General features: G+C 64.9%; 8 protein-coding genes and 2 pseudogenes. 8 read left to right on the top strand and 2 right to left on the bottom strand.

Translation table 11 applies throughout. The annotated features are described in order from the left end of the window. Positions 1–237: 237 nt before the first annotated feature. Together AC630_RS09005 and ugpB are read right to left on the bottom strand one after the other, a co-directional pair. Positions 238–1,189 (bottom strand): annotated as a pseudogene (locus AC630_RS09005) (aminoglycoside phosphotransferase family protein). 5 nt (positions 1,190–1,194) lie between these two features. After that, positions 1,195–2,520, bottom strand: coding sequence for a sn-glycerol-3-phosphate ABC transporter substrate-binding protein UgpB (gene ugpB, locus AC630_RS09000; RefSeq protein ID WP_502691505.1), 1,326 nt, complete (start codon positions 2,518–2,520; stop codon positions 1,195–1,197). 264 nt (positions 2,521–2,784) lie between these two features. Between ugpB and AC630_RS08995 the strand changes: the two genes are divergently transcribed. From AC630_RS08995 to AC630_RS08960, 8 genes and pseudogenes are all read left to right on the top strand, one after another. Next, positions 2,785–3,780, top strand: a complete 996-nt coding sequence (locus AC630_RS08995; RefSeq protein WP_074118116.1) for a TRAP transporter substrate-binding protein — start codon at positions 2,785–2,787, stop codon at positions 3,778–3,780. A gap of 54 nt (positions 3,781–3,834) precedes the next feature. Then, on the top strand, positions 3,835–5,865 hold the full coding sequence (locus AC630_RS08990; protein WP_074118156.1) for a sensor histidine kinase: 2,031 nt from the start codon (positions 3,835–3,837) through the stop codon (positions 5,863–5,865). After that, positions 5,835–7,580 carry an ATP-binding response regulator gene (locus AC630_RS08985; RefSeq protein ID WP_074118115.1) on the top strand — a complete coding sequence of 582 codons (1,746 nt, stop codon included), beginning with the start codon at positions 5,835–5,837 and terminating at the stop codon, positions 7,578–7,580. Before AC630_RS08990 ends, AC630_RS08985 begins: the two co-directional genes overlap by 31 nt. A gap of 24 nt (positions 7,581–7,604) precedes the next feature. Next, positions 7,605–8,336, top strand: a pseudogene (locus AC630_RS08980) (response regulator); the annotation flags it as partial. Between the two features lie 290 nt (positions 8,337–8,626). Next, a complete protein-coding gene (locus AC630_RS08975) occupies positions 8,627–9,238 on the top strand; it encodes a sigma-70 family RNA polymerase sigma factor (protein WP_074118114.1) in 612 nt (203 codons plus the stop codon). Positions 9,239–9,672: 434 nt separating this feature from the next. Next, a complete protein-coding gene (locus AC630_RS08970) occupies positions 9,673–10,371 on the top strand; it encodes a cytochrome c biogenesis CcdA family protein (protein WP_074118113.1) in 699 nt (232 codons plus the stop codon). Positions 10,372–10,402: 31 nt separating this feature from the next. After that, a complete protein-coding gene (locus AC630_RS08965) occupies positions 10,403–10,966 on the top strand; it encodes a thioredoxin family protein (protein WP_074118112.1) in 564 nt (187 codons plus the stop codon). 103 nt (positions 10,967–11,069) lie between these two features. Next, positions 11,070–12,038 carry a hypothetical protein gene (locus AC630_RS08960; protein ID WP_074118111.1) on the top strand — a complete coding sequence of 323 codons (969 nt, stop codon included), beginning with the start codon at positions 11,070–11,072 and terminating at the stop codon, positions 12,036–12,038. Positions 12,039–12,228: the final 190 nt, after the last annotated feature.

Genomic DNA, 12,228 nt, shown 5'->3' with positions numbered 1-12,228 from the left:
ATTTAGCGAGGCTGGGGCCAGAACCATCAGGGCGTTCATTGCATACAAAGAGGCGCGATTGCTCACTAGATGAGCTGATTTTGCCTCCGCCCGTCCAATAGGTACCGTCGTCATTCCGGGGCGATGCGCAGCATCGAGCCCGGAATCCATTGGGCGGCAGAACGCGCGGGACAATGGATTCCGGGCTCGCCGCTACGCGGCGCCCCGGAATGACGGAGAGGGGCGGAGCGCGAGCGCTCAACCCGGCCAGATCAGGTCCTGCAACTCGACGAGATCGTTCGCCTGCTGCTGCCAGCCCTCGATACAGAGGTGGCTGTTGAGGTCGCTGGCGCGGTGCAGCAGCATCAAGGCCATCAATCGCCGCTTGAGCGCGTAATCCGGCTTCCCATAGCCAAAGCCTTCGAGCAGGCTGCGCACCCGGCCCGGCCGGCCCGCCGCCATGAACGCGCTGGGACCGAGCAGATCGTAGTCACACCTTCCTGCCAGGACGTCGCCGAAGTCGAACAGGCCGGCGAGCGACCACTCACCGTCGTGGCAGCCGAGCAGAAAATTCTGCGGAATGTATTCGCCGACCAGAATCACCGGCGGCGCATCCATCGGAATGAGGTCGGCGGCCTCGCGCAGGAGATCGTCGAGGCCGGCGAGGAATTTTGGCGCGAGGCCGAGACGTTCATGCCGCGCGCGGCAGCCTTCCATCTGCCGGCGCATGAATGCGTCCCAGCGCGGCTCGATTCTTGCGAGCGGTCCGAGCGGGGCGCGCTGCACGGCCGCGATGGTCTCGCCGATCTGGCGCAGCAGGCGCGCTCCTTCTGCTCTTCCGGCAATGACGGCCAGACCTCCGAGCCGAGCGTGCCGGCAAGGCGCGTGATGACGAGATAGGGCCAGCCGTCGCGCATCCCTTCCGCGACGATCCCGGGGATCGGCAAATGCAGGCGACCTGCGAGCTGCATCAGCGAGCCGCGCTCGGAGACGAATTGCGCGCGGAGCGCGGCGGAAAGATCTTCAGGATCAGGCGCTCACTGAGCCCGACCACGAGATTGGTGCCGGTCGCAAACACGTGCGGCGAGCTGATATCGAGGCCGTGCTCGCGCGCGATATCGAGCGCGATTGACAACCATCGGGGCGGATCGGAACGCCAGGCGCGAAAGCTTTCCGCGTCGGCGAAAGCCGGCAACGCAGCGTTGGTCATCGCCCCTACCGGTCCGGGCTGGCGCGCTCGAACTGGCGCAATAGCTTGTTGCCGCGCTCGACCGCGGAATCGAGCGCGGCCTGTGCGCTCTTCTGGTCGGCGAAGGCCTGCTCGAGTTCTTCCTCGATCGCGCCGCGGATGAGATTGAAGGAGCCGAGCCGGACGCCCTTCGAATTCTCCGTCGGCGCATGCAGCGTGATCTCCTCGAACGAGATCGCCGAACCCGGATTACGCTCGTAGAAGCCTTGCGCGCGCGTGAGCTCGAAGGCGGCGCGGGTGACCGGCAAATAGCCGGTGCTCTGGTGCCAGGCGGCCTGGACGCCGGGCTGCGACAGATAGGCGAAGAACCGCGCCACGCCCTTGTATTCCTCGCGCGGGCGGTCACGCAGCACCCACAGCGTGGCACCGCCGATGATCGAGTTCTGCGGCGCGCCCTTCACATCGGGCCAGTACGGCATCATGCCGTAGCCGATCTCGAACTTCGAATTCGCCTTGATGTCGGCACGCGTCGCCGACGAGCCGATGAAGATGCCGCATTCGCCGTTCTGGAAGCGCGGCTCGGCCGACTGCCCGCGGCCGCTATAGTCGAACACCTTGGTCTTCTGCCACTCAGCCAGCTGGGCGATGTGTTTGACAACGACCGGGTTGTTGATGGTCAGCTCGGCATCGAGCCCCGCAAAGCCGTTGGCGCGAGTCGCAAGCTGCAGATTGTGGAAGGCCGACAGGTTCTCGACATGGATCCAGGACGGCCACGAGGTGGTGAAGCCGCACACCGCACCGCGCTCGCGCAAACGCTTTGCGGCGACGCCAAGCTCGGGCCAGGTCCTTGGCGGCTGCTCCGGATCGAGGCCCGCATCGCGGAACATGGTCTTGTTGTAGTAGAGGATCGGCGTCGAGGAATTGAACGGGAAAGACAGCAGATTGCCGGCCGCATCGGTGTAATAGCCGGAGACGGCGGGAAGGTAATCATTGAGCGAGAACGGCTCGCCCTGGTCCCGCATCAGGCTAAACACCGGATAGATCGCACCCTTGGCCGCGGTCATGGTGGCGGTGGCGACCTCATTGACCTGGACGATGGCGGGCTGGCTGCGCGAGCGGAAGGCGAAGATCGCAGCCGTCACCGTCTCGGTGTAATTGCCCTTGTAGCTCGGCACGATCCGGTAATCGGACTGCGAGGTGTTGAAATCGGAGACGAGCTTGTCGAGCTGCCGGCCGAGCTCGCCGGACATGGCGTGCCACAGCGCGATGTCGGTGGCGGCGCTGGCCTGCGCGGTGAATGTGAGGGCCGCGGCGGCCGCAACGATCTGCAAAAGGCGCCATGCTGAAGTCACGATCGAAGATCCCGTCTCGCGCGAACAAAAGGCGATCCTTGCCCTCACCTGCTTAAAGCGCCGCCTTCGCGGATTCAATCAGGAATGAGATTCGCAGGAATGAGATTCGGCCGCGCCGCACAATCGGTGCCGCCGCTGCCGGCAGGGCTATCGCGGATGAGATGAATGCCCTGCCTCTGCCGGGATGGCCTTCTCTTAATCATTTGTTAGATTGCTTTGAACCTTTTGGTCCCCGCCATAGACTTCACCACTGAGGGGTTGAGTGTGCCAGTGTTGAACCGTGCCGAACTCTCGCGGACCGGGGTGATTTTCGTCGCGCTTCTGTTCGTGATGTGCGCGACGGCCGCCCTTGCTCGCGAATTCCGCGCCGCTGACACCCAGCCCGAGGATTACCCGACCGTCCAGGCGCTGCGCTACATGGGCGCCCTGATCGCCGAGCGCACCGGCGGCCGGCACGAGATCAAGGTTTTTCACTCCCGCCAGCTCGGCGAGGAGAAGGAAACGATCGAGCAGACTCGTGCCGGTGCGATCGACCTCAACCGCACCAATGTGGCGCTGATCGGCAACTTCGTTCCGGCGATGAACGTGCTCGCCATGCCGTTCCTGTTCCGGTCCATCGAGCACATGCAGAAGGTGCTCGACGGGCCGATCGGCAGCGAGATCCTTGGCAGCTTCGAGCCCTACGGCTTCGTAGGGCTCGCCTTTTACGACTCAGGTGCCCGGTCCATCTACAATGCCGTCCACCCCGTGAAGAGCGTCGCCGACCTCAAGGGGTTGCGGATCCGGGTGCAACAGTCAGAGTTGATGAGCGAAATGATTCGCTCGCTCGGCGCCGAGCCGGTGGAGCTGCCCTATGGGCAAGTGCTTACGGGGCTTGCAAACCATCTGATCGACGGCGCCGAAAACAACTGGCCATCGTTCGTGACGACAGACCATTACAAATACGCCGGCTACCTTGCGCTCACCGAGCACACGATGAGCCCCGAGGTGCTGGTGGTCTCGCTCAAGGCCTGGCGGAGCCTGTCGGCGGACGACCAGACCATCTTCCGGGAGGCCGCGCAGCACTCCAGCCGATTCATGCGCGAGAAGTGGCGCGACCTCGAGGAACAGTCGCAGCGCAAGGCGGAAGACGCTGGCGTCACCATCGTCAGGAACGTCGACCGCAAGCCGTTCGAGGATGCGATGGCAGCGATCTATGCCAAGGCCGGGCGCAATCCCGCCGCGGCAGCGCTGATCGAACGCATTCGCAAGGTGGAGTGAGTTTCGTTGACGACGCCTGGAAACAGCGAGCACGCAGAGCGGCAGGGCGGCCCGATCGGGCGGCTGCGCGCGCGGCTCGTCGGCGTGCTCCGGGCCGTGCCGATCCGCTGGCGCATCCTGTCGATCGCAGCGCTGAACTCCGCCGTGGTGGTGGTGCTGGTGGCGCTCATCTGGAACGGCACGCAGGTGCTGAGCTCTGCCTGGGACGACGTGCGCCAGGTGCGCGAGTCCGACCGGATCCTGGCGCTGCTCGAAAGCGAGACCGGGCGGCTGCAGAACCTTATCCACCGCTACATCAACCAGCCGAGCCCGGACCTGTTCGCCGAGATCCTCCTGCTGCGCGAGGCGGTGCTGGGCACGCTGACCGACCGTGCCGCCAAGGACCCGATGCTGTCGGGCTCGGTCGAGGAGCTCGAGCGCACCACCGACCGCTTCCTCAACGGCTTCGGCGAATTGCGCAGCGTGCAGGCCACCATCGCCAAGACCTATGAGGAGCAGGTGCAGGGCCCGGCCAAGGACATGGCTGGCCTCTATTCCATCATCGAAGGCGCCACCGGACATCGCGACGCGCTGATCTGGCCGTCGCTCGGCAAATCCCGCGAGGCCTTCACCGCGATGCTGGTCGCGGCCAATTCCTACTATCTGTCGCTGTCGCCGGGCGCGGCGGACGATGCGCGCCGCAACACCGAGACGATCGAGACGACCATTCCGGTCATGATCGATCTCGCCGACAACGATCTCCAGCGCATGGCGCTGCAACGGCTGGGCGCCCGCACCATGGCGCTGCGCGAGGGCTTCGCAAAGCTCTCCGAGCAGCTCACGAACCGCACCGAACTGCTGCGCAATACCATCGACGCGAGCCAGGCCGAGGCGATCGGCGCCATCGACGATCTCTCCACCAAGATGCGCCAGCGCGAGCAGAAGGCGCAGGAGACTTTCGACCGCACGCTGGCGAATATTTCGCGGCGCGTGCTCTCGATCGCCGTGATCTTCCTCGGCATCATCCTCTCCGCCGGCGTGCTGATCGCGCTGTCGATCCGGCTGCCGCTGCAGCAGATCATGGCCGCGATGCGCGCGATCACGCTCGGCAACCTCGACCGCGAGGTGCAGGGCACGAAGGCGCGCGACGAGGTCGGCGCCATGGCGCGCGCGGTGGAAGTATTCCGCGAGAACGCGATCGCCAAGCGCCAGACCGAGGACGAGCTGCGCGCGTCCAAGGAGAAGGCCGAGAGCGCGCTGCTCGAGCTCAACACGGCGCAGCAGAATCTGATCGATGCGGAGAGGCTCGCCGCGCTCGGCGGCCTCGTCGCCGGCGTCGCGCACGAGGTCAACAACCCGATCGGCATCAGCCTGACCGTTGCGTCCAGCTTTGCCCGGCGCACCGAGATCTTCGAGGCCCAGCTCAAGGGCGAAGGCGGCTTGCGCCGCTCGCAGCTCGAGGAGTTCGTTCAGTCCTCGCGCGATGCCTCGCAGCAGCTCGTCGCCAATCTCCAGCGCGCCGGCGAGTTGATCCAGTCGTTCAAGCAGGTTGCGGTCGACCGCTCGCATGCCGAGCGGCGGCAATTCTCACTCAGCGAAGCCACCGACCAGATCATCGCGAGCCTGCGTCCCGTGCTGAAGCGATCGCCGATCACGCTTCAAGTCGACGTGCCCGAGGGGCTCCTGCTCGACGGCTATCCCGGCTCCTACGGCCAGATCCTGACCAACCTCTTCCTCAACGCCGCCAACCACGCCTTCGCCGACGGGCGCGCGGGCACGATCACGATCTCGGCGCGGCCGCGCGGGACCGACGACATCGAGATCATCTTCACCGATGATGGGGCAGGCATGACCCCCGACGTGCAGCGCCAGGCCTTTGACCCTTTCTTTACCACGCGGCGCAACGAAGGCGGCACCGGTCTCGGCCTCCATATCGTCTATAATCTGGTGACCCAGCAGCTCGGCGGGCGGATGATGCTGGAATCCAAGCTGGGACAAGGCACCACATTTCGCATTATCATGCCCCGGATCGCCAAGGGCGGCGCGCAAAGCACAGAGACTGACGGGACTTCTCAATGGCCGAACAGGACGATGTCCTCCACCTGATCGACGACACCGGCGCCGCGTCGGAGGATACCAACGCCCGGAAATGGAAGATCGCCGTTATCGACGACGATCCGGCCGTGCATGACGGCACGCGCTTTGCGCTGTCCGACTACAGTCTCAACGGCCAGAGCCTGGAGATCCTCTCGGCCTATTCCGCGGCAGAAGGTCGCAGGCTGATGGCCGAGCACAGCGACATCGCCGCCGTGCTGCTCGACGTCATCATGGAGACCGACGTCGCCGGGCTCGAGCTGGTCGAGTTCATCCGCAACGAGATCAAGAACGAGACCGTGCGCATTATCCTGCGCACCGGCCAGCCGGGCCAGGCGCCCGAGCGGCGCGTGATCGTGCAGTACGACATCAACGACTACAAGGCCAAGACCGAGCTCACCGCCGACAAGCTGTTTACCTCGCTGACCGCGGCGCTGCGCTCCCATCAGCAGCTCGAGCGCATGGTGCAGACCCGCCGCGGGCTCGAGATCATCATCGATGCGGCCTCGACGCTGTACGACTTCAAGTCGATGCAGCGGCTCGCCGAGGGTGTGCTGACCCAGCTCGCCTCGCTGCTCAATGTCGATTGCGCCGGTATACTGGTTTTACGCGACAATGGCGGCGTAGACCCTGAACTCTCGGTGCTCGCCTGCAGCGGCTGCTACAGCCGCTTCATCGGCACGACCTCGTCACGGGCGCTCGATCCGGATCTGCGCGAGCTGGTCGAAGCCGCCTTCCAGCGCCGCAAGAACGAATTCGCCGACCATCGCAGCGTGATCTATCTGCGCACCGGCAGCGGTCGCGAGGTCGTGGTGCTGCTCCAGGCCGAGCGCGAGCTGTCGGAAACCGACCGCTCGCTGGTCGAGATCTTCTCCAGCCGGCTCTCGATCGCGTTCGACAACGTGATCCTCTATCAGCAGCTCCAGGACGCCAACACCCAGCTCGAGGACCGCGTCGCCCAGCGCACCCGCGCCTTGATGCAGGCCAACCGCCGCCTCTCCGCGCAATGGCTGCGGCTGCAGCGCGCCAACGGCTTCAAGAACGAGATCCTGGGCACCGTCGCGCACGACCTGAAGAACCCGCTCGGCGTCATCCTCGGCCGCACCGAGATGCTGAAGGAGCTGATCTCGACCGGCGCGTCGTCGAGCGGCGTGGTCTCCCAGGTCGACCACATCCGCGACGCCACCAAGCGCCTGACCACGATGGTCGACCATCTGATCTCGGACGCGATGGCCGACGCCTTCGACATCACCATCCGCCGCGAGCCTGTCGACGTCGCGGCCCTGGCGAAAGAGGTCGCCGAGGCCAACCAGCCGCTCGCCGTCAACAAGCAGCAGGCGATCAGCGTCACCGCGCCGCCCAACATCGTCACCATGTGCGACACCGACCGCATCCGGGAAGCGATCGACAATCTCATCAGCAACGCCATCAAATACAGCCCGATCGGCGGCAAGATCGGCGTTGCCGTCACGCATGAGAGCAACGACACCATCGTCCGTGTCAGCGACGAGGGCGCCGGCCTGTCGCCGGAAGATATCGGCCGCCTGTTCGGCCGGTTCCAGCGGCTCTCGGCCAAGCCGACCGCCGGCGAGAGCTCGACGGGGCTTGGGCTTTCCATCGTCAAGCGTATTATCGACATGCATGGAGGCGAGATCACTGCCGAGAGCGACGGCCCCGGCAAGGGATCGACCTTCACCATCACGCTGCCCGCGACCGACCTGCCATGATCCCAGTGCAGAGATCTGAGTGATATGACCCAAAGCCAGCACATCATGATTGTCGACGATGAGGCTCCTGCGAGGGAGATGGTCGGCGATTACCTCAAGATGCACGGCTTCACCGTGACGCTGTGCGACGGCGGCAAGTCCTTGCGCGCCGCGATCCGGGGCAGCATGCCCGATCTCGTCGTGCTCGACCTCAACATGCCCGAGGAAGACGGGCTCTCGATCATCCGCGACCTCAAGAGCCGCATCAACGTGCCGGTGATCATGCTGACGGCGACCGCTAGTCCGATCGATCGCGTCGTCGGACTCGAGCTCGGCGCCGACGATTACGTCGCAAAACCCTGTGAGCTGCGCGAGCTGATGGCGCGCATCCGCTCGGTGCTGCGGCGAAGTGCGCCGGCCAGGGCCACCGCGCCGGAAGCTGCGGCTGCGAAATCCGACAAGGATCAGCTTGTCCGCTTCGGCACCAAATGGCTCGATCTCGAAGCGCAGGCGCTGCGCGACGACGAGGGCAACGAGCATCCGCTGACCGCGTCCGAGTTCGGGTTGCTGAAGGTGTTTGCGGCCAATCCGAAGCGCGTGCTGTCGCGCGAGCGCCTGCTCGAACTGGCCAATGCGCGCGACGCCGAAGCCTTCGACCGCGCCGTCGACCTCCGCATCATGCGCATCCGCCGCAAGATCGAGCCCGACCCGGCCAAGCCCGCCGTGATCCGCACCATCCGCGGCGGCGGCTATCTGTTCTCGCCGGCCGCGAGAAGGCGTAGGCGCGCGGCAACAGTCGCGCGGCAACAGTGGAGTGTGTGGCGCGACCGAACGCGGCAGCCCGAAATTCGTTCCGTCTAGTCCAAGTCGCCAGTACCGTATTGTCCGCACATTGAAATTCCACGATTTTTTGCTCCGAATGTTTCGTCGCAACTTGTCCGACGAAACAATTCAGCAGCGCACGAAACCATTTTCCGCTTTTCGTGCAGACGTCCCGAAACGTTGGCTCATTAACACTTTGGTCCAAGGAAACGCCGCTCGGTTGCGGCGCTACGGGGAGCAAGTCAATGCCGAACGTCATCGCCATCAACGCCCAGGCCAGCCAGGGCATCATTGCCGCTCAGGCGACTTCGGACGACATGCTTCTGGAAAGCATTGCCGACGGCAACCGGACGGCCATGCACATCCTCTATTGCCGGCACAATGTGCGGGTTTACCGATTCATCCTGCGCATCGTGCGCGACGGCACCACGGCGGAAGACCTCGTCAGTCAGGTGTTCCTCGACGTGTGGCGGACCGCCGGCCAATTCCAGGGCCGTTCGCAGGTCTCGACCTGGCTGCTCTCGATCGCCCGCTTCAAGGCGCTGACCGCGATGCGCCAGCGCCGCTTCGAGGACATCGACCAGGAGGACGTGCGCCAGATTCCCGACGATTCCGATACGCCGGAGAGCTCGCTCGACCGCAACGACACCAGCGCGATCCTGCGCGCCTGCGTCGCCAAGCTGTCACCCGCGCATCGCGAGATCATCAACCTCGTCTACTACCATGAGAAGTCGGTGGAGGAGGTCGGGCAGATCATCGGCATCCCCCAGAGCACGGTGAAGACGCGGATGTTCTATGCCCGCAAGCAGCTGGCCGATCTGCTTAGAGGTGCTGGCGTCGATCGCTTCGCCGCCTAAAGCTCAGGATTTCAATGGGATAGGACTTACTTCTTGGCCCTTTCCCGGACACGGAAGTGTTACCGCCGACGAAACAATTGAAACAAAGCACAACATCAGGCGGAAAAACTTCCCTCCTATAAAGCTCGCATAGGGTTTTCGTTAAACCTCCCAAGGACCTCCAACGACCCGGACGGGATGCCCCCCTCCGGGTCGTTTTGTGTTTGGGGTCAGGCCTATTTCCATCACTGACCATTTCCTGGGCCACCCCTCTCCCCAGCCCTCCCCCGCAAGGGGGGAGGGAGCGGCACCATCCGCGCGGTCAGCAGCTGCTCCCACGCAATGTCACTCGCTACTTCCGGCGAAACAGCCGCTCCGTCACAAACGTGTGACGCTGCGTAACGTCCGGTGCATCCGGCTCGAAACAACCTCGTGACCTCCATCACGAGTGCCCCATGCTCGACCTGATCTTTGCCGGCCTTGCCGGCGTCCTCACCATCGCCGCGCCCTGCACACTGCCGATGCTGCCGATCCTGCTCGGCGCGTCGATCGGGCGCGCCGGAAATCTGCGCCCGGCGATGATCGCGCTCGGCTTCGTCATCTCGTTCTCGGCGGCCGCGCTTCTGCTCGGTGCCGTCACGCGGCTGTTCGATTTCGATCCGAACGTGCTGCGCTCGGCGGCTTCGATCCTGCTGCTCGGCTTCGGCCTGTTGATGCTGTGGCCGGCACCGTTCGAGTGGCTGTCGATCCGCCTCAACGGCTGGTTCGATCTCGGCGCAGCAAGTGGCGCGCAGCGCGAGGGCGCGCTCGGCGGTCTCGTGCTCGGCACCACGCTGGGCCTGGTCTGGACGCCCTGCGCGGGCCCGGTGCTCGGCTCGATCCTGACCCTGGTTGCGACCTCGAAGAATCTCGCCTGGGCCGGCACGCTGCTGGTCGCCTACGCCATCGGCGCAGCCATCCCGATGCTGGCGATCGCCTATGGCGGGCAGGCCGCGACCACGCGCGTGCGCAGCCTCGCGCGCATCTCGCCGCGCCTGCAGCAGGGCTTTGGCGTCGTCGTGATCGCGTTCGCGGTTGCCGCCTACTTCCAATACGACACGCTGATCGTGGCGTGGCTCACCGGATTCTATCCCACCGGCCAGATCGGCCTGTGACCATCCCTCATCTTCACCGGAGGACGCTTCCATGACTTTCAAACTGCTCACTGTCTCCGCCGCGCTGATCGGCATCGCCGTGACCGGCGCCGTCATCCCCGGCATCTGCGACGAGGCCGCACGCGCCGTGCCTGTTGTCACCGCCGCCGCAAGCCAGCAGACCGCGCCCGACTTCGCCGGCATCAGCAACTGGTTCAACTCCAAGCCGCTGAGCATCGCGGACCTGCGGGGCAAGGTCGTGCTGGTCGACTTCTGGACCTATGGCTGCGTCAACTGCGTCAACACGCTGCCGCACGTCACCGACCTCTATGCCAAGTACAAGGACAAGGGGCTCGTCGTGGTCGGCGTGCACACGCCGGAATTTCCGTTTGAGCGCTCGGCCTCCAATCTGCAGGCCGCGCTGAAGCGCCATGGCATCACCTACCCGGTGGCGCAAGACAACGATTCCAGGACCTGGAATGCGTATCGGAACCAGTATTGGCCGGCGCAGTACATCATCGACCAGAACGGCAAGATCGTCTTCCAGCACGAGGGCGAAGGCCGCTACGACGAGATCGACCGCACCGTCGGCCGGCTGCTGAGCGCCAACAGCTGATCCCGCACGGAGATCGCGCGGCTGGTTTCACTTGTCGCCGTTGCGGCTTGACTCCACGGACCCGTCCGTGGAGTTTCGCGGGCGACGAAATCAGCCGCCCGCAATGGACGACGCGACCAACGACATTCGCCTTCGTGAAGGCTCCTCGATCGCGCAGCGGCTGGTCATGTCCGGCTTTGCGGCCGCCGTCGCACTCTGCTTTACGCCCGGCCTGTTCACGCACGACACCCTGGAGGTGATCATATCCGTGGTCGCGCTCCTGCTGGGAGCAGCGTTCGTCGGCGGCATCATGCTGGCGCCGGCGGTGGTGTGGATCATCACACCAAACGAGATCCTGATCGGGCAACAACGCCCTTTCGGGAAGCTTCGCACGAGGATCGTCACAAGAGACGACATCACCGGACTGCAAGTTCCCGGCAGCAAGAGGGCGAAAGCCCGCTTCCACCTGGCCTTCACGCTGGCCTCGGGGGAGCGCCTGACCTCCCCGCCGATCTCCGATGTCACGCATGTTCGCGAAACGGTGGCCCGGATCGCCGAACAGTTCGGCGTTCCCAACGTCGAAGCACCGGTCAATCCGCTCGATGCCAGCAATCCCGAGATGCATCTCGGCGAGCCGCTCGAGCCGTTTTCCGCAAGGGACATCCGGATCGTTGCACTGATCGCCGTCGCGATGTGCGCCGTTCCCTACGCCTACAAGCTCTGGCGTGGCCTGTCGCCGGGCCCGATCGACATCATGCTCCTGCCGATTGGCGCGATCGCCGCGTTCGCCGTGCACAAATACGCCAACCTCGTAACCGGCGCGTTCTGGATCGTCCGGCAAGGCGATATCCGCGTCGAGCGCCTGTGGGGCGACGGCAAGCCGTGCACGGACTATATCGAGGGGCGCGACGTGAAGACGATCATGGTCGAGCGCCGCGGCCGGTCCGAGGACGAGCACTGTATCGTCGTGATCCGAACGCACTCCGGACAGAGGTTTCGCAGCCCCCGCATCGGCTCAAGGCTCGAAGCCCGCGCCGTGGGCGCCGAGATCGTCCGGCGCCTTGGGATCGCACCGGAGAATGACCGGATCTGACACCCCCGCCCCCGACGGCTATCGCATATGAACGTGGCGGGAAGCTCACGTGCGGCCATCCTTCGAGACGCCCGCCTACGGCGGGCCCTCAGGATGAGGTCGCGTTTCGCGGCGAGATATCAAACCCTCATGGTGAGGAGCCCGCCGAAGCGGGCGTAGCGGACGATGCTTCGCATCGCCGCGAGAACCG

The sequence above is a fragment of the Bradyrhizobium sp. AS23.2 genome (genome assembly GCF_001908185.1).
In the GTDB taxonomy this organism is placed as follows: domain Bacteria; phylum Pseudomonadota; class Alphaproteobacteria; order Rhizobiales; family Xanthobacteraceae; genus Bradyrhizobium.
The sequence above is the reverse complement of the archived record's forward strand: the minus strand, read 5'-3'. Positions and strand labels throughout refer to the sequence as shown.